The 18,623-nt window shown below is 56.5% G+C and carries 18 protein-coding genes; 10 read left to right on the forward strand and 8 right to left on the reverse strand.

Annotated features, from left to right (window positions below):
* Positions 1-41: 41 nt before the first annotated feature.
* A complete protein-coding gene (locus PGR09_RS05480; RefSeq protein ID WP_396279722.1) occupies positions 42-926 on the reverse strand; it encodes a dihydrodipicolinate synthase family protein in 885 nt (294 codons plus the stop codon).
* Positions 927-2,093 (reverse strand): iron-containing alcohol dehydrogenase, encoded by a 1,167-nt coding sequence (locus PGR09_RS05485; RefSeq protein ID WP_380376767.1) that lies wholly within the window; start codon positions 2,091-2,093, stop codon positions 927-929.
* Positions 2,094-2,268: 175 nt separating this feature from the next.
* Here PGR09_RS05485 and dtnK point away from each other — a divergent pair, with 175 nt between their 5' ends.
* The 3 genes from dtnK to PGR09_RS05500 are packed head-to-tail and all read left to right on the forward strand — an operon-like array spanning position 2,269 to position 5,246.
* Entirely contained in the window at positions 2,269-3,504 is a 1,236-nt protein-coding gene (gene dtnK / locus PGR09_RS05490) for a D-threonate kinase (protein WP_430915874.1), read from the forward strand.
* The gene (locus tag PGR09_RS05495) at positions 3,497-4,483 is read left to right on the forward strand and encodes a D-threonate 4-phosphate dehydrogenase (RefSeq protein WP_047067417.1); all 987 of its coding nucleotides are present in this window, start codon (positions 3,497-3,499) and stop codon (positions 4,481-4,483) included. The genes dtnK and PGR09_RS05495 overlap by 8 nt, the downstream gene beginning before the upstream one ends.
* Before the next feature lies 1 nt (position 4,484).
* Complete coding sequence (locus PGR09_RS05500; RefSeq protein WP_047050919.1) at positions 4,485-5,246, forward strand: DeoR/GlpR family DNA-binding transcription regulator; 762 nt, start codon at positions 4,485-4,487, stop codon at positions 5,244-5,246.
* A gap of 9 nt (positions 5,247-5,255) precedes the next feature.
* On the opposite strand, the gene ptrR is transcribed toward PGR09_RS05500, so the two are convergent.
* The gene (ptrR, locus tag PGR09_RS05505; protein WP_047079228.1) at positions 5,256-6,134 is read right to left on the reverse strand and encodes a putrescine utilization regulator PtrR; all 879 of its coding nucleotides are present in this window, start codon (positions 6,132-6,134) and stop codon (positions 5,256-5,258) included.
* A gap of 105 nt (positions 6,135-6,239) precedes the next feature.
* Between ptrR and sad the strand changes: the two genes are divergently transcribed.
* The 7 genes from sad to PGR09_RS05540 all read left to right on the forward strand — a co-directional run bounded on the left by sad (position 6,240) and on the right by PGR09_RS05540 (position 13,370).
* A complete protein-coding gene (sad, locus tag PGR09_RS05510) occupies positions 6,240-7,625 on the forward strand; it encodes a succinate-semialdehyde dehydrogenase (protein ID WP_047079227.1) in 1,386 nt (461 codons plus the stop codon).
* A gap of 80 nt (positions 7,626-7,705) precedes the next feature.
* On the forward strand, positions 7,706-8,632 hold the full coding sequence (gene glsB / locus PGR09_RS05515; RefSeq protein ID WP_015366717.1) for a glutaminase B: 927 nt from the start codon (positions 7,706-7,708) through the stop codon (positions 8,630-8,632).
* Entirely contained in the window at positions 8,632-9,000 is a 369-nt protein-coding gene (locus PGR09_RS05520; RefSeq protein WP_047050917.1) for a DUF4186 domain-containing protein, read from the forward strand. Before glsB ends, PGR09_RS05520 begins: the two co-directional genes overlap by 1 nt.
* Positions 9,001-9,115: 115 nt before the next feature.
* Positions 9,116-10,537 carry a GGDEF domain-containing protein gene (locus PGR09_RS05525; protein WP_045394513.1) on the forward strand — a complete coding sequence of 474 codons (1,422 nt, stop codon included), beginning with the start codon at positions 9,116-9,118 and terminating at the stop codon, positions 10,535-10,537.
* 81 nt (positions 10,538-10,618) lie between these two features.
* The gene (locus tag PGR09_RS05530) at positions 10,619-11,158 is read left to right on the forward strand and encodes a GNAT family N-acetyltransferase (RefSeq protein ID WP_047048155.1); all 540 of its coding nucleotides are present in this window, start codon (positions 10,619-10,621) and stop codon (positions 11,156-11,158) included.
* Positions 11,159-11,261: 103 nt separating this feature from the next.
* Positions 11,262-12,713 carry a tagaturonate reductase gene (locus PGR09_RS05535; protein ID WP_430915875.1) on the forward strand — a complete coding sequence of 484 codons (1,452 nt, stop codon included), beginning with the start codon at positions 11,262-11,264 and terminating at the stop codon, positions 12,711-12,713.
* Between the two features lie 216 nt (positions 12,714-12,929).
* Positions 12,930-13,370: a GNAT family N-acetyltransferase gene (locus PGR09_RS05540; RefSeq protein WP_430915876.1), complete on the forward strand. Its 441-nt coding sequence runs from the start codon at positions 12,930-12,932 to the stop codon at positions 13,368-13,370.
* Positions 13,371-13,529: 159 nt separating this feature from the next.
* On the opposite strand, the gene denD is transcribed toward PGR09_RS05540, so the two are convergent.
* The 5 genes from denD to otnK all read right to left on the reverse strand — a co-directional run bounded on the left by denD (position 13,530) and on the right by otnK (position 18,586).
* Complete coding sequence (denD, locus tag PGR09_RS05545) at positions 13,530-14,513, reverse strand: D-erythronate dehydrogenase (RefSeq protein WP_047079223.1); 984 nt, start codon at positions 14,511-14,513, stop codon at positions 13,530-13,532.
* A 19-nt stretch (positions 14,514-14,532) separates the two neighbouring features.
* Positions 14,533-15,849 carry an MFS transporter gene (locus PGR09_RS05550; RefSeq protein ID WP_213292576.1) on the reverse strand — a complete coding sequence of 439 codons (1,317 nt, stop codon included), beginning with the start codon at positions 15,847-15,849 and terminating at the stop codon, positions 14,533-14,535.
* A 63-nt stretch (positions 15,850-15,912) separates the two neighbouring features.
* Positions 15,913-16,692: a 2-oxo-tetronate isomerase gene (gene otnI / locus PGR09_RS05555; RefSeq protein WP_047048168.1), complete on the reverse strand. Its 780-nt coding sequence runs from the start codon at positions 16,690-16,692 to the stop codon at positions 15,913-15,915.
* Positions 16,692-17,321 (reverse strand): aldolase, encoded by a 630-nt coding sequence (locus PGR09_RS05560; protein ID WP_045394494.1) that lies wholly within the window; start codon positions 17,319-17,321, stop codon positions 16,692-16,694. The genes otnI and PGR09_RS05560 overlap by 1 nt, the downstream gene beginning before the upstream one ends.
* On the reverse strand, positions 17,318-18,586 hold the full coding sequence (gene otnK / locus PGR09_RS05565) for a 3-oxo-tetronate kinase (protein WP_213797256.1): 1,269 nt from the start codon (positions 18,584-18,586) through the stop codon (positions 17,318-17,320). Before otnK ends, PGR09_RS05560 begins: the two co-directional genes overlap by 4 nt.
* Positions 18,587-18,623: the final 37 nt, after the last annotated feature.

Below are 18,623 nucleotides of genomic sequence, written 5' to 3' on the forward strand. Positions count from 1 at the left end.
TACACAGGTACCCGGTCTATTTTGTTGAAGAAGCGCAGCGCTTAATTAAGATACTGCGCGATGATCCCGCGTATTTGCTGCAGTTGAGATGCGCTAAACTGCACCGCGTAGCGGCTATCGCCGACTTCATGGCCCATCAGCTGCAAGGCTTTTTTCACCGCGGCAGGGGAAAAGGCGACTTTATAGAGATCGGTACGCAGGCCGGTGACGTTTTCCTGCGCCAGCCTTGAGGCCGCAATATCGCCAGCCTGGAAGGTTGACCAAATCGCGTTAATCTCCCGTGGCGCCACGTTAGCCAGCCCGGAAATGCACGCTGAACAACCATCCACGAAACCCTGATGAATCAGCGAATCCGGCCCGTTCAGGACATTAAAACCGTCGATGTCGCGCACCGCATCAAGAAAGCCCTTCAGGCTGTCATAGCTACCTGCGCTATCTTTTATGCCAATAATGTTGCCATGCGCAGCCAGCCGACGAGCGGTTTGCGGTTCAATGGTGTTCCCGGTACGCGCCGGGATGTTATAGAGAAATACCGGTACGCTGAGCGCATCGGCGATCGCCATGTAGTGGCTTACCAGCTCATCTTGTTTAAGCGGCACGAACCACGGGGTGATGACGGACACCGCGTCGACGCCTGATCTTGCTATCTGCTGGCCAAGACGAATGGTTTCCCGCGTCGACACTTCGCCAATATGGGCCACCACCGGCGCGCGTCCGGCAACCGCCTCGACGCAGGTTTCGGCAACCGCAATTTTTTCCGCCTCATTAAGGACGAAAAACTCGCCGTTGGTTCCGCCGCAAAAAATGCCGTTACCGGCGGCCAGCTGTCGCTCTACCTGCTGGCGTAGCGCCGTCAGGTTCAGTTCACCGCTAGCGGTAAAGGGGGTAACAATGGCGGTTAACACGCCGCGAATGGAATGATGCATTTATCTCTCTTCTCCCTGATGACATGACTGTGGAAACAGCGTCTGGTAAATCGCCTGGACTTGAGCCTGGCTTACGCTGCATGGGGCATTGTTCATTAATCGTTTTACTTCCAGTGCCGCGGCGCTTAGCGTTTCAATACTCTCTGGTGGTACGCCCAGCGCGGCGAGGTTGTCCGGCAGCGCCAGCCGTTTCACCAGCTGTGCCAGCCAGCGGACCAGCGCATGAGATTTCTGTTCGTTATTCAAGGTCAGATCGGCGTCCGGGATCAGATCCCAGACCTGAGCGAATTTATCCACCGCGTACGGGCGCACGACCTGCATACAGGGGGCCAGCAGAATGGCGTTCGCGACGCCGTGCGGCAGATGCCAGGTGCCGCCAAGCGGGTAGGAGAGCGCGTGCACCAGATGCGTGCCGGCATGATTGATAGCCACGCCGCCATAGTACGAGGCCCACAGCATCTCCAGTTTCGCCGTGAGATCCTGCGGGTCGGTCACGGAACGCTCAATATTCCGTACCAGCTTATACAGGCCGATTAAGGCGGCGTTATCGCTTACCGGGTTCGCGACGGTTGAAGTAAAGCACTCCAGAAGATGACACAGCGCATCGATGCCGGTGGAGGCGGCAATGGCCGCAGGCATGCTGGTGGTCAGTTCCGGCAACAGGGCCACGAAATCCGGCAGCAGTACCGGGGAGATAATCCCCACTTTGGTATTACGTTCGGGAATAGCCAGGATGGCGTTTGGCGTCGCTTCCGAGCCGGTGCCGGCGGTGGCGGGTATCAGCAGCGATGCCAGACGCAGGCGCGGTTTCTCGCCGTCGATCAGCGCGTTCAGCGCAGGGGATGCGGGATGAAGTAGTACCGAGAGCAGCTTAGCCACGTCGAGAACGCTGCCGCCGCCGATACCGACGACCATCTCCGGCTGCGCTCCCGCGAGTTGGGCAACAATCTGCGCCACATCATGTTGGCTGGGCTCTGCCGGGACGGAATCCACGATCCTCACATCAACGGTATTCCCGCCCAGCAGATGTTGGATCCGTTTGGTCGCTTCGAGCTTACCGACGTTCGCATCGGTGACCAGCAAAATGCTTTTTTTACCTGCCAGCACTGGCTTCAGGGCTGAGATGGCGCCCGCGCCGCTGATAATCGTGCTGTTAATCGTCGCCACGTCTTACTCCTCTTTTGTAATGATTAAATTCAATCAATCAACTTAGTGTTAACTCATTTCGATGAGCAAAAGTTATAATTTATACGGAGGTTTAATAACTTGAGCTTGCTCACATTTAATCAAATATGATTGAATATAATCATTAACGATTCGGATAAGCGATGAAGGAAAGAGAATGAGCTGCGGCGATAATCCTGTTCTGGTGCTGGCAGATGACTTTACCGGGGCCAATGATGCCGGTGTCAGTCTGGCGGAAGCGGGTTTAGCGGTTGAGGTGGCGTTTAACGCCGGTCATCAGCCGACCACCCGGGCGTTGGTTCTCAATAGCGATAGTCGGGCGCTTTCCGCGGCGCAGGCAGCAGAGAAAGTAAACGCGATACTCCGTGATGCGGAAAATTTCGCCGCCGTCTGGCAGGTGAAGAAAATCGACTCCACCCTGCGCGGCAATCCCGGCGCGGAACTGGAGGCAATGATGCGTGCGCGGAGCTGTTCTGTCGCAGTTGTCGCGCCGGCCTTTCCGGCGGCAGGGCGCATAACCCGCGGCGGACGATGTTATGTCCACGGCGTGGTGCTCGATAAAACCGAATTCGCCAGCGATCCCAAAACGCCGGTCAGTAGCGCCGATATTGGGCAATTGCTCGCCATGCAGAGCCGCCTGCCGTGCCGTTCGCTGGATGTGCAGCAACTGGCAGCCGCCCTCGCGGAAGAGAGCGACCAACCGCGTGTGTTGATTATTGATGCTGAAGAAGACGCGCAGCTGGATGAGGTTATCGCCGCGGTAGCCAGCCGCGCGCGGCAAACGCTGCTGGTGGGATCTGCGGGGATCTGCGAGGCGCTGGCGCGCTACCTGCGCCGGGCCACGACCGGACCGTTGCTGGCGGTGGTCGGTTCCATGAGCGAAATAGCGCAGGCTCAGGTCGCCGCTTTGGCCGGCCATCCGCGAGTCGCGCGGATCGGGATTGATGCCGCCCGCGCCTTTAACGGCGACGCCCTGGCCGATGCCCGGCGAATCGCCGCGGCGCTGGCGGCAAATCATCATTGCGTGGTCACCACCTGCGCGGACAGCGCTGTCCGGCACGGCATTGAGGCGCTGTGCCATGAACGCGGCTTGAGCCGCGCTGCGCTGGGAGAACGGATCTGCGCTTATCTCGCGCAGGTCACTCAACTCGCCGTTGAGTTCCATGCGCCCGGGGCGCTCTATCTGTCCGGTGGCGATGTCGCGATCGCCGTCGCTCAGGCGCTCGGCGCGCAGGGGTTTCATATAACCGGCCGGGTGGCGCAATGCGTGCCGTACGGCCATTTTCTCGGAAGTCGCTGGCCGCGTCCGGTGATGACCAAAGCAGGGGGATTCGGTACGGAGACCACGCTGCGGGATGTCGTGAATTTTATTGAGGAGAAACTGAGTGTCTAACATGATTGCGGTAACGATGGGCGACCCGGCGGGCATTGGTCCGGAAATTATTATTAAATCGCTGAGCGAAGGCGAACTGAGCGGCGCGCCGGTGGTGGTGGTGGGCTGCGCGCAGACGCTGCGGCGAATCCTGGCGCTGAACATTACCCCGCGCGCGGAGTTGCGGATTATTGAACACCCGAGAGAAGCGCAGTTTTCACCCGCGACGATTAACGTGATTGATGAACCGTTAAGCGACCCTCAGGCCCTGCGGCCCGGTGAAGTTCAGGCCCAGGCCGGGGATTTGGCGTATCGCTGCATCAAGCGCGCCACCGCGCTGGCGCTGGCGGGCGAAGTTAAAGCTATCGCCACCGCGCCGTTAAATAAAGAAGCGCTACATCTGGCCGGGCACCATTTTCCGGGACACACCGAACTGCTGGCCCACCTGACCCAGACTAAAGATTATGCCATGGTGCTGTACACCGATAAGCTTAAGGTGATCCACGTCACCACCCATATCGCGCTGCGACGTTTCCTCGATACCCTAAGCCAGTCACGGGTAGAGACGGTTATCCGCGTCGCCGATGATTTTTTACGCCGCGTGGGTTACCAGCAGCCGCGTATCGCGGTCGCTGGGGTGAATCCCCATGCCGGTGAAAACGGTCTGTTTGGCGATGAGGAAATTCGTATCGTCGCCCCGGCCGTCGCGGCGATGAAGGCACAGGGCGTTCATGTCTTCGGACCGTGCCCGCCGGACACCGTTTTTATGCAGTGCCATGAAGGCATGTACGATATGGTGGTGGCGATGTATCACGATCAGGGGCATATTCCGCTCAAGCTGCTCGGGTTCTATGATGGGGTGAATATCACCGCCGGGCTGCCGTTTATCCGCACCTCCGCGGACCACGGCACCGCTTTTGATATTGCCTGGACAGGTAAAGCGAAGTCTGAGAGCATGGCAACCTCCATTGAGCTCGCCATGCAAATCGCACAGGAATAACATGAAGGGATATAATCGGTTAGAGCAGATTATGGACTTCCTGAAAAGCCATAATCTGGTAACGGTCGACCAACTGGTTGCGGTAACCAACGCCTCGCCGGCGACCATTCGTCGCGATCTGATTAAACTCGATCAGGAAGGGGTAATTAGCCGTACCCACGGCGGCGTGACGCTCAACCGATTTATTCCCACACAGCCGACGACGCTGGAAAAAGCGCAGCGTAGTCCGCAGGAGAAGTACGCCATCGCGAAAGCGGCGGCGTCGCTTATCAAGGCCGGCGATGCCATTGTGCTGGACGCCGGTACCACCATGATTGAACTGGCGCGACAGATTACGCATCTGCCGCTGCGGGTCATCACCAGCGATCTGCATATCGCGCTGTTTCTGGCCGAATTCAAACAGATTGAAGTGACGATTATCGGCGGGCGCATTGATGACAGCAGCCAGTCGTGTATTGGCGAACATGGGCGACGCCTGCTGCAGAATGTGTGGCCGGATCTGGCGTTCGTCAGCTGTAACGGTTGGGATTTGCAAAAGGGCATTACCGCGCCGACGGAAGAGAAGGCGGCGCTGAAACGCGATCTGATTGCCAACGCCAGGCGGCGGATCCTGCTGGCCGACAGTTCGAAATACGGCGCCTGGTCACTGTTCAATATCGCGCACCTCGACTCGCTCACGGACATTATCACCGACGCGCATTTGCCGACGGAAACCCGCGAGGCGCTCCTGGAGCTATCGCCGCGGCTGATTATCGCCGATTAACGTCCGCCATCATGTCGCGCTTGCAGCCTGCCGGTCCTCGTTCAGCAATTCAATAAATGCCTCCAGCTGGCGCGTTTTCGCGCCGCGCCGCCATACAAGCCAGGTCGTCAGCCAGCGCCACTCTTCGGCGAGCGGCCAGGCGGAAACCTGCTGATGGCCGGGCATACTCTCCAGCATACTGCGCGGGATCAGCGCCAGCCCGGCGCCGGCAATCACGCAGGCTAACATACCGTGGTAGGACTCCATCTCATGGATCCTTCCGGGCGTCGCGCGGTCGGCGTGAAACCAGCTCTCAAAATGGCGGCGGTAAGAGCAGTTGGCGCGAAATGCGTAAACGTTCGCGCCGTTAACCTCGCTGGCGCGCGTCACCGGCGCATGGCCAAAGGGGGCGACGATCATCATCTCTTCCGGGAACACCGGCAGCCCCTCCAGACCGGGGTGAACCAGCGGACCGTCAACGAACGCCGCGCTCAGCGCGCCTTCCAGCACGCCGTCAATCATGGTGCCGGACGGGCCGGTGGATAATGCCAGGTGGATCTTCGGATAGCGTTGGTTGAAATGAGCCAGCGTCGTGGGGATACGTACCGCGGCGGTGCTTTCCAATGATCCGAGGGAAAACAGCCCCTGCGGTTCATCGCCGGCCACCACCATCCGCGCTTCATCGACTAACGCCAGGATTTGCTGGCTGTAGCGTAAAAAACTGTGCCCGGCGGGCGACAGACGCAGCCGCTGGTTCTCGCGAATAAATAGCTCGACGCCGAGGTCGGCCTCCAGTTGGCGAATGCGGGTGGTCAGATTCGACGGGACGCGGTGCACCTTCTGCGCGGCCTGGGTAATACTGCCGGTGCTGGCGACGGCGTTAAACATTTCAAGCTGGGTTAAGTCCATACTGTTCTTCTTTTGTGAATACGTTGCTTAATATTATTCATTTTCAATGAAAGGAAGGGTAGGCCACACTATCCATACTTCGCAATCCCTACAGAGAGAATAACCATGAATTTATCTGCCACCCATGCGGTTTCCGTTAACCCGACCACTGGTGAAGTCGTGTCGTCTCTGCCATGGTCGACCGAACAACAAGTGGATTCAGCCATTGCCCAGGCGCAACAGGCTTTTCGCCAGTGGCGCCACGTAGCGGTCGCCGACCGCGCCGCCGCGCTGCGTAAAGTCGGCAGCGCAATGCGCGCCCGTGGCGAAGAGCTGGCGCAAATGATCAGCCTTGAAATGGGTAAGCCTATCGCCCAGGCGCGCGGCGAAGTGAGTAAATCGGCCAATCTCTGCGACTGGTATGCCGAGCATGGCCCGGCGATGCTGGCGACCGAAGCCACCCAGGTAGAAGATAATAAGGCGGTGATTGAATATCGTCCGCTGGGGCCGATTCTGGCGGTGATGCCGTGGAATTTCCCGGTCTGGCAGGTTCTGCGCGGCGCGGTACCGATTTTGCTGGCAGGGAATAGTTATCTGCTGAAGCATGCGCCAAATGTGATGGGCAGCGCGCAGCTGCTGGGCGAACTGTTTGCCGAAGCGGGACTGCCGGCTGGCGTTTTTGGCTGGATCAACGCCACGAACGAGGGCGTCTCGCAAATTATCAATGACGACCGTATCGCGGCGGTCACGGTGACCGGTAGCGTACGCGCCGGGCGGGCAATCGGCGCTCAGGCCGGCGCAGCGTTGAAAAAATGCGTGCTGGAGCTTGGTGGTTCCGATCCCTTTATCGTGCTCAACGATGCCGATCTGGACGAAGCGGTAAAAGCCGCCGTCATCGGCCGTTATCAGAATAGCGGACAGGTCTGCGCGGCGTCGAAACGCTTTATTGTGGAAGCGGGTATTGCCGACGCTTTTAGCAAAAAATTTGTGGCCGCGGTGGCGGCGTTGAAAATGGGCGACCCGCGCGACGAGCAAAATTATATCGGTCCGATGGCGCGTTTCGATCTGCGCGATGAACTGCATCAACAGGTGGAAGCCACGCTGAAAGAAGGGGCAACGCTGCTGCTTGGCGGCGAGAAAATCGCCGGCGCCGGTAACTATTACGCGCCAACGGTGCTGGCCAACGTTACCCCCGAGATGACCGGTTTTCGTCAGGAGCTTTTCGGACCGGTGGCTACCATCAGCGAAGCCCGCGACGCGGCGCATGCGCTTGAACTGGCTAACGATAGCGAGTTTGGCCTTTCCGCAACCGTATTTACGTCAAGCAGCGCGGAAGCGGAACGTTTTTCTCGTGGTCTGGAGTGTGGCGGGGTATTTATCAATGGCTATAGCGCCAGCGATGCCCGCGTGGCTTTCGGCGGTGTGAAGAAAAGCGGCTTTGGTCGGGAACTGTCGCATTTTGGCTTGCATGAGTTCTGCAATATTCAAACCGTATGGAAAGACCGTCGCTAATCGACGTTAGCGCCTGACGTCCGTCGTCGCGCTCTGCTATACTCGCCACCCGAATTTCGATGGTGGGCAAGGAGCCGAGTGTGGCGACGGTTATTAATAATGCAATGCTGGATGCCGTTCTGGCAGAAATCAGGCCGCTGATTGGGCGCGGCAAGGTAGCGGACTACATTCCAGCCCTGGCGCGCGTTAGCGGCAATAAACTTGGCGTCGCTATCTGTACGGTCGACGGTCAGCACTATAGCGCCGGCGATGCCCACGAACGCTTCTCAATTCAGTCTATCTCGAAGGTGCTCAGTCTGGTGGTGGCGATGAACCATTATCAGGAAGAGGAGATCTGGCAACGCGTCGGTAAAGATCCCTCCGGACAGCCCTTTAACTCCTTACTGCAGCTGGAGATAGAACAGGGCAAACCGCGTAACCCCTTTATCAACGCCGGAGCGTTGGTGGTTTGCGACATGCTGCAAAGCCGTCTGAGCGCGCCGCGTCAGAGAATGCTGGAGATCGTGCGTCGGCTGAGCGGGGTGGACGATATTGCCTATGATTCGGTGGTCGCGCGATCCGAGTTCGAACACTCTGCACGTAATGCCGCCATCGCCTGGCTGATGAAATCTTTCGGCAATTTCCATAACGATGTCGCCACGGTGCTCCAAAACTATTTCCACTACTGCTCGCTGGAGATGAGCTGCGTCGAGCTGGCGCGGACCTTCCTGTTCCTCGCCGATCGGGGGATTGCCCCGCATCTGGCGGATCCGGTTATCGCGCCGATACAGTCGCGGCAGGTAAACGCGCTGATGATGACCAGCGGTATGTACCAGAACGCCGGCGAGTTCGCCTGGCGCGTCGGGCTGCCGGCAAAATCCGGCGTCGGCGGCGGCATTGTGGCGATTGTGCCGCAGGAGATGGCGATTGCGGTGTGGAGTCCGGAACTTGATGAGGCCGGTAACTCGCTGGCGGGGATCGCTTTACTGGAAAAACTCACCCAACGTTTAGGAAGATCGGTGTTCTGATGTCTGCAATGGAAACTCTGTTCGCCCGGCTTGGGCGTTCAACGTTCCGTTCACGCTTCCACCTTGGGGCGAAAGAGCGGCAGTATTGTTATGATAAAGGGCCGGAGGTTATCGACAGCCACGCGGCGGATTTTATCGCCAAACGGCTGGCTCCGGCGCAGATCGCTAATGATGGTAAGCAGACGCCGATGCGCGGGCACCCGGTGTTTATCGCTCAGCACGCCACGGCCACCTGCTGCCGCGGCTGTCTGGAAAAATGGCATGCGATCCCGCGCGGACGGGAACTGAGCGGCGAGGAGCAGCGTTACGTCGTCCAGGTGATTCACCATTGGCTGGTCATGGAAATGAATGCGATTACCCGCCGTTAACCTGTAACGCGAAGGCATGGGCAGTATGCCTAACAAATATTCTCATGCTATGATAATCCGCTAACTAATTATTTACATAATAATTGCCTGAAACAATTAGACGGATAATTACTGAATGTCTTCACTGTCGATTCGGTCATTCACGCTATTTCGCGAGGATCAACCGGTGCGCGATGCGCTGGTGTTATTCACGCTGACGATCCTGCTGCACTTTATGGGCGCCATGCTGCGTCTGGTGCAGGAGCTTTCGTTCTTTTGGCCGCTCAATGCCGTCATGGCAGGTATTTTCGCACGCTACGTCTGGCTAAATCGCAGCTATTTTTACGCTATTTGTTTTGCCGCGATGCTGGTTTATGACGGCCTGACTTCCCGCTGGGGCATGGGTTTTGCGTCGCTGCTGATTAACTTCTCCAATATCGTCTTTATCGTTATTCTGGCGCAACTGGTGCTGTGGGATAAGCGGCGCGCCGATTCGATGCCGGGGCCAATTAACGCTCTGAATCTCTTTTGTTATTGCCTGCTGGCGGCGCTGGTGTGCGCCGCGGTAGGCGCCTTGGGCTCGGTTGATGTTGAACGGGCGACTTTTATTCCGCAACTGGCGGACTGGTTTAGCGAGCAGTTCTCGACCGCGGTACTCATCTTGCCGTTTATTCTGACCCTGACGCTGCCCTCGGTACTTGGGCGCTTTCGTTTTAGCCAACTGTTGCCGGTTATCGCGCTGGTGTTATCGATAGCGCTCGGCGTGGCGGTAGGCGGCGCCGGAAGCCTGACCTTCCCGTTGCCGGCCTTGATCTGGTGCGCGATTCGCTATCCCTTGCCGCTGACCTGCCTGCTGACATTTATGACCGGTATCACGGAAATTCTGCTGGTGGCGAACTCGCTTATTCATCTGTCGCCGGATGCGCGTCCTCAGCCGTGGCAGCTGTTTTCAACCCGTCTTGGTATGGCGGCGATGCTGATTAGTCCGGTGATCGTGGCGACCAGCGTCGAGGCTATCAATAACCTGGTCAAACAGCTGGCGCTCCGCGCTGACTTTGATTTTCAGACCCGCGTTTACTCGCGCTCCGGTTTGGGCGAGGCGCTGAAACGTCAGGCGCCGCAGGCGAATAAACAGCTCTCGGTGATGGTGCTGGATATCGACGGTTTTAAACGGGTGAATGATACCTGGGGTCATGAATGCGGTGACTGCGTGCTGGCCCAGTTTGCCCAGCGCGTACGTGAACTGGCAGGCGAAGAGGGGATGGTGGCGCGTATCGGCGGGGAAGAGTTTGCCGTCGCGGCGCTGCTCGATAATGCTCAACAATCCCATCTGCTGGCGGAAAAAATTCGCCAGGGAATCGAGTCGGAAACCTTCACCTGGGGGCAGCAGCGCATTCGCCTGACGGTGAGTCTTGGCCTGCAGTGCCGTGAAGTGGGTGAAGGACGGATCGCCGAGCTGTTTAATCAGCTGCTAATGGAAGCGGATGACCTGTTAGTCAACGCCAAGCAGGCCGGGCGCAATCGTGTTTGCGTGCAAGCGCTGCCTGACGGCGTGTGATAAGAAAATCCAATGGTCTTTTAGCTTGAGTTAAATATTAGTTAAAAACATAGTGATGTGGTCATTATCAGGGAGCAACCCATGGCCACACCTATTTCACTTCGCACGCTGACGCGTGAATCCATTCTTGAGCATCTTCCGCAATTAAATGAAATCCTCGCCAGCTGCGTTAACGGCGGGGCTTCGGTCAGTTTTATGCAGCCGTTTTCGCCGGATACCGGCGAGCGATTCTGGCAGCGGATGGCGCAAAGCGTCGCCGCCGGTGAGCGGATTGTGCTGGCGGCAGAAAACCAACAACGGCAGATAGTGGGGACCGTCCAGTTGATTATCGACCAACCGGAAAACCAGCCGCACCGTGCCGATATCGCCAAGCTTTTGGTTCACCAAAATGCGCGCCGACAGGGGATCGCCGGGTTACTGATGAGCGAGCTTGAGGCTATTGCACTGGCGCACGGGAAAACGGTACTGGTGCTGGATACCGCTACCGGCAGCGGAGCGGAACGCTTCTATCAGCAGTGCGGCTGGCAAAAAGCGGGGGAAATTCCGCAGTTTGCCTTAATGCCTGACGGGGAAATGACGAGCACCACGCTGTTCTATAAGATCCTCCCGGCGACAGAATAAAGCGAAGAGGTTTGATCAAAACGGGGTTTTGCCAATCATAAAACCTGATAACTTATTGGACCAATTACTCAGGTTGTGTGACTACTCTAAGAGGGAACCCATTGTGAAAACCTTAAACCGTCGTGATTTCCCCGGCGCGCAGTACCCTGAACGTATCATCCAGTTTGGCGAAGGTAACTTCCTGCGCGCGTTTGTTGACTGGCAGATTGACCTGCTTAACGAGCATACTGACCTGAATGCTGGCGTGGTCATCGTCCGACCCATCGCCAGCGATTTCCCGCCGTCGCTGAGCACTCAGGATGGCCTCTATACCACGATTATTCGCGGATTGAATGAAAAGGGCGAGGCGGTCAGCGATGCGCGTCTTATTCGTTCGGTAAACCGCGAAATTAGCGCCTACCACGATTACGATGAATTTCTGCGCCTGGCGCACAATCCGGACATTCGTTTTGTCTTCTCCAACACCACGGAGGCCGGTATTAGTTACCATGCGGGCGACCGTTTCGACGATGCGCCCGCGGTAAGTTATCCGGCGAAACTGACGCGGCTGCTATATGAGCGCTTCAGCCATTTTGCCGGCGCTGCTGATAAAGGCTGGGTTATCATCCCTTGTGAGCTCATTGATTATAACGGCGAGGCGCTGCGTGAACTGGTGCTGCGCTATGCACGTGAATGGGCGCTGCCGGCAGCTTTCGCCGCCTGGCTTGCAGAGGCGAACACCTTCTGTTCGACGCTGGTGGACCGCATCGTGACCGGCTATCCGCGCGATGAAGCGGAGCAGATTGAAACGCAGCTTGGCTATAACGACGCCTTTCTTGATACCGCCGAACACTTTTACCTGTTCGTGATCCAGGGGCCGAAATCGCTGGCCGCCGAACTGCGCCTCGATAAATTACCGCTCAACGTGCTGATTGTTGACGATATCAAACCGTATAAAGAACGAAAGGTCGCGATTCTCAACGGCGCGCATACCGCACTGGTGCCGGTGGCCTGGCAGGCAGGTCTGGACACCGTTGGTGAAGCGATGAACGACGTGGAAGTCTGCGCATTTGTCGAAAAAGCGATATACCAGGAGATTATCCCGGTTCTCGATCTGCCGCGCGATGAGCTGGAATCATTCGCCAGCGCGGTAACAGGACGCTTCCGCAATCCCTATATCAAGCACCAACTGTTATCTATCGCCCTTAATGGCATGACTAAATTCCGCACTCGTATCCTGCCGCAGCTGCTGGCAGGGCAGAAGCAGAGCGGTAATCTCCCAGCGCGCCTGACCTTCGCGCTGGCGGCGCTGATCGCCTTCTACCGCGGCGAACGTAACGGTGAAGTCTACCCGGTTCAGGACGACGCGGAGTGGATCGAACGCTTCCAGTCGTTGTGGGCGCAGCATCGCGACGGCCAGCTTGCAACGCGGGATCTGGTAACGTCGGTGTTGTCGGTAGAAACGCACTGGCAGCAGGATCTGACGAAGGTGCCGGGGCTGACGGCGCAGGTGACGGCCGATCTGGAGGCTATTTTACGTGATGGCATGCGCAGTGCCGTAAAACCGCTGTGCTAAACGCTCCACTGTAATGACCCGGCATGCTGCCGGGTTAATTTTTATCATTAGTTACAACATTCTGATTGTTATTAGCAATAAACCGTTGCAGTAACGCCATACCTGCATCGCTTAGTAGGGAGGAAAAAGATGAAATGTGCACTCGGCGCTTGAAGTCATTTTCAGAAAGCAAAATAATGACTTAACGATGACGTTTAGCGTGCGGAGATCCCATCAATGAATATCGACATTCGTGAACCTGCCGACCGGGATTACAGCGCCTGGCGAGCGTTATGGGAGGGGTACACGCAGTTCTATAATAGCCCGCAGCCGGATAGCGTTACCGAACATACCTGGCGGCGTTTGCGGGATTCGCATTCACCGGTAATCGGCCGGGTGGCCGTGGTTGATGGCGAGGTGCTGGGGTTTGCTATCTGCGTACTGCACGAAGGCACCTGGGTGACGACGCCAATTTGTTATCTGGAAGACCTGTTTGTTGCGCCAAAAGCCCGCGGACGGGGAGTCGCGAGAACGCTGATTCAAACCCTGCAGGCTGAAGGTAAAATTCAGGGATGGTCGCGGCTGTACTGGCACACCCGTCACGATAATCCTGCACGCCGACTGTATGATGAATTCACCCCTGCGGACGATTATGTTCGGTATCTGATGAAGCTCTAGCTGTGCGACACAGGAGAAGCAACATGGAAAAACGAATCGAAACTACCGTTAATCTGATTATGTTTCTGTCGTTACTGGCCACCGCCTGGGATCTTTCGCTGGTTCACGACTTCCCCTGGTAACATGCCGCGGCGCCGTCGGGCGCCGCTGGTACCGAACCTATTTGAGGTAATCCGCCATATACTCTTCGATCATTTCGCTGAAGCTGTGGTTGGCGCTAAACCCAAGACGCTGAGCGTAACGCGTGTCGAAATCGCCGGGCCATGAATTGACAATGCGTTCAATGGCGGCATCGGGGGTGAAGGTAATGCGCTGCGCGACCTCACTGCCGGCAACCTGGCGTAACGCCGCGATCATCTGTTCGACGCTGACCGACAGCCCGCAGAGATTAATCACCCGACCGTCCGTCAACTGTGCTTCAGCCAGTTCATGCCCGTGAATTAAAGCTTTAATTGCGTTACGGGGCGACAACAGCCATAAACGAGTATCCGCCGGGACCGGGCAAACGGCGGGTTCTCCATTAAGAGGCTCGCGGATAATACCGCTGGCAAAACTCGATGCCGCCTGATTGGGCCTTCCCGGGCGCACGACGATGGTGGGCATGCGTAGACTTCTGCCATTAAGCCAACCGCGTCGGCTGTAATCCGCCAGTAACAGATCGCAAATCGCTTTTTGCGTACCGTAAGAACTCTGCGGCAACCATACCTGTGAATCGCTCACTTTTTCCGGCAAGTCGCCGCCGAACACCGCCACCGAACTGGTGGTCACCAGTTTGACGCTCTGCGGCAGCTGACGCAGGTGCTCCAGCAGTTGGCGGAAGGCATCAACGTTGATTTTCATCCCCAGCTCGAAGTCTTGTTCCGCCTGGCTTGAAACGATGGCGGCTAAATGAAAGACGCTATCGACCTGAGCGGGAATCGCGCTACGTAACCATTCGCTATCGCTGATGTCGCCGGTTAATACTTGTAAACGGCTATCGTCGATCCCCTGTAACGCCACGCGGTCGATAGCGATCAGTCTACCGATTTCTTGCGTTTCGCCCTGCGGGCCGCTTAGCGAACCACGTTGAAGCAGGGCCTTGACCAGTTGGGAGCCAAGAAATCCGGCGGCGCCGGTGACGGCAATCGTTAATGTATTATTCATGGTGATGTTCTCAATATTATTAATGGTTAACCATACGAGCAGGAATGCGGAATATCGCAGCGGCGCCGATAAACAGCGTCGCGGAGATGATTAAGGTGCCGGTTAGCGTCGAATGGGTCATATCGGTGAGCAGGCCCATGATCCACGGCGCGACAAAGCCGGCGAGATTGCCAAAGGAGTTGATTACCGCGATACCGACCGCGGCGGAAGCGCCGCCAAGGAAGGCGGTCGGCAGGCTCCAGAAGAGTGGTAGGGTGCTCAATCCGCCCGCTGCGCCAATTGTTAAGCCGATCATCGCAATCACCAAATCGTGGCTGAACAACGCCGCAATAATCATGCCCAGGCCGCTCATGACGGCGATGGCGGCGAGATGCCAGCGACGTTCTCTGTGTTTATCGGCGCTACGCGAAGCGGCAATCATGGTGACTATCGCTGCGGCATAAGGAATAGCGGTTAACAATCCGACTTTCAGCACATCGCCTTCACCGGCGTTGTGAATCAGCGTTGGCATCCAGAAACTAACGGTATAGAACCCGGCAATCAGGCAGAAATAGATAAAAGTCAGTAACCAGACCTTCGGATTCTTCAGTACGGCCAGCATTGAACCATGCTGCTCGGTTTTATGGCTGCCATCGCTGTGCAGTCGCGCCTCGAGCAACGCTTTTTCGTCATCTGAAAGCCATTTCGCCTGAGCAATGCGGTCGGTAAGCAGAAATATCACCAGTACGCCAATCAGTAGTGATGGCGCGCCTTCAATAATGTACAACCACTTCCAGCCAGCGAGACCGCCATACTCATGAAAATGGCCCATAATCCAGCCAGAAAGCGGAGCGCCGAGGATCCCCGAAAGCGGCACGGCGGTAGCAAAGAGGGCAAACATCCGTCCGCGGCGATAGCTGGGGAACCAGAACGAAAGATACAGAATTACGCCGGGATAAAAGCCTGATTCCGCCACGCCTAAAAAGAAGCGCACGGTATAAAACTCCAGCGGCGTGCGCACGAATGCCGTCAGCGGCGCGATGAGCGCCCAGGAAATAAGTAAACCGCCAAGTAAACGTCTGGCGCCGAAGCGATGAAGGATCATATTGCTGGGAATTTCAAAAAAGAAAAAGCCGATAAAAAATATTCCCGCGCCGATACCGTAAACAGTATCGGAAAAGGCCAGATCGCTCGACATTTGCAATTTAGCGATACTGACGTTGATTCGATCAAGATAAGCCAGAATATAGCAAATCATTAATAAGGGCAGCGTGCGGCGGACGACTTTCTTCCACACTAACTCTTCATTTACGGCAGGCGCAACCGCCTCCAGGCTCAACGCAGAGTGGTTTGACATAGTTCTATCTCCAGAAAATGAGCGCGCATCGGCGCTCACTGAGGCATTGATATTATGTGATTTTTAGTTATTTAACCAAGGTTGCGCCCAGCGCAGTCCGGCTTGTGTCCCGGCGCGTGGACTATATTCTGCGGCGACGTAACCCTCATATTTTTCCTGCTCGAGTACGGCGAATATCCATTGATAATCCACTTCGCCGTCAATCGGTTCCTGGCGCGCCGGTACAGATGCGATCTGGATATGGCCGATATACTCTTTAAAGTTTTTCAATAAATAAGTTAGATTGCCATCGACCTGCTGGGCGTGGAAAATATCAAGTTGCAGTCGAATATTATCGCGGTCCGCCTGGTGAATATATTCCATCGCCTGATATTGGCTGGAAAATAAATATCCCGGACGGGTGGCGGGCGATAAACCTTCAAGCAGAATGGTGATGTTATGCGGTTTGGCTCGATCCGCCGCGTAGCGTACGTTGTCAATAAACGTGTTAGCACATTGCTGCCGGTCGAACCCTTCGGTGACGCCCGCCATAACGTGTATCGCCGGGCACTGCAGAGCTGCAGCATAATGAATAGCTAAATCAATGGCTTTGCGGGCTTCCTGTTCACGGCCGGGTAAAGCCGATAACCCCCATTCGCCGCGTGCGGTATCGCCTGCCGGAGTATTGATGCCGATAAGCTTGAGGTGATGTTTCTCTAATTCGTGGGCGACGGTCGCTACGGGATATTCATAGGGGAACCACATCTCCACGGCGTTAAAACCGGCACTAGCCGCCAGGGAGAAGCGCTCCAGAAGCGGATTTTCGCCGAATAACATCGATAAATTGGCAGCAAGTTTCAACATTATTGCATTCCTCGAAGCACAGTCATTTGTTGATGATCGAGATAGTTCACCGGGCTGTTTTTCAACGTGAAGAACAGGCGGGCGGACGCTTCCATCTCTTCCAGATTGTCGGCGGCATCGCGAAGCGATTTACCCACCACCACCGGACCATGATTAGCCAGCAAAAAAGCCTTATGCTGCGCGGCGCGTTCGCCGAGCCATTGGCCAATCTGCGGATCGCCTGGGCGGAAATAGGGGACAAGCGGTATTTCACCTACCCGCATGACCACATACGGCGTGCAGGCCGGCAGGGTATTAGCCGGATCCAGATCCTGCAGGCAGGATAAAGCCGTCAGGTAGTGGCAATGCAGATGGACGACGGCGCGACACTGAGGATTGTTGCGGTACAGCGCGAGATGAAAACTCACCTCTTTTGAGGGTTTTAACCCCGAGAGCAATTCACCGCTCAGGGTCACGTGCGACAATTCTTCGGCGTTAAGCTCGCCAAGACAGGAGCCTGTCGGGGTGGCCAGAATCGTGCCGTCAGCAAGCTGGACGGAAAGATTGCCCGCCGAACCGGTTGCGTAGCCGCGTTGAAAGAAAGAGCGTGCGATAGCCACCATCTGTTGGCGTAAGGATGACTCGTTCATGCGCAAACCTCCGCGGACTGCGCGCGAGCAAAGAAATTGTCATCGCCAAAATTACCCGATTTGAGCAGCAAGAAAAGCGGTCGGGAATCTGCCTTAATCCACGGCACGCCGGGTGAGACCGCGGCGCCAATAGCGAAATGGCGAAGCTCCAGCGCTTGCGTTACCGCGCCGGAGGTTTCTCCACCAGCGACGATGAACCGGCTGACGCCTTGCTGCACAAGTTGTTTTGCCAACAGAGAAAACAGCGCCTCAACAATCAACCGGCTTGGCTCGGCGCCATAGCGTTGCTGGATGTTGTGCAGTTCGGCGACCGAAGTGGTGGCATAAATCATAGGCGCCATGTCCGCGTTGGACTGCTTTTTCAGCCATTCAACGATCTGGACGCAGTACTCATCAAGCGTCCAACGTTTATCCAGCAAACCTGCCACGTCTACGGCCAGCGATGGCGCCAGTTGGCGGTATTTTTCCACCTGCGCCTGAGTTCTCATAGAACAGGAGCCGGATAATACTACCGTGCTGGCCGCTGGCGTGGTGACGCTAAAGGGAAGGGAAGGCGCCGTGGCGTTGGCCCAGCAGCGCGCGAGACCGGCGGCTAAGCCGGATCCCCCGGTAACCAGCTTCATATCGTGCAGCGCTTGTCCCTGAATTTGCAGATGTTTATCGTTTAATGCGTCCAGTGCGATATAGCGATAGCCCGCGGCGGATAGGGTTTGGATGCCGTCGCGCACGGCCGCCTCGCCGGACTCCAGCATCTGAGCATTGATAAGGGCGCATGTTCCGCGTGACTGACGTTCCATTAAACGTCGCAGATCGCTGTCATCCATGGGATTGACCGGATGATTGCGCATACCGGATTCCTGGAGCAGGCGATCTTCAACGAATAAATGTCCCTGATACACCGTACGACCGTTAATGGGCAAAGCCGGAGAGATCACCGTGGTTGCGACGCCCAGCGCATCCATTAAGGCATCGGTGACCGGACCGATATTCCCCGCGATCGTGCTATCGAAGGTGGAGCAGTACTTAAAATAAAAACGATCGCACCCCTGTTGTTGCAACCAGTGCAGCGCATTCAGTGACAGTGTCACAGATTCTTTGGCTGGAACAGAACGTGATTTCAGACTCACGACTAATGCGCGAGCATCACCCAGGTAATCTTCTCCTGGGACGCCGCTAAACAGGCTGGTCGCTATTCCGTTATTGGCCAGAAAACTGGCGATATCCGTCGCGCCGGTAAAATCATCGGCAATTATGCCTGCTCTCATATCAAGTCCTCTTCATACAGCGAGTGTTAATTTACGG

This window comes from Klebsiella sp. 141251 (assembly GCF_050600725.1).
Lineage (GTDB): Bacteria > Pseudomonadota > Gammaproteobacteria > Enterobacterales > Enterobacteriaceae > Klebsiella > Klebsiella aerogenes.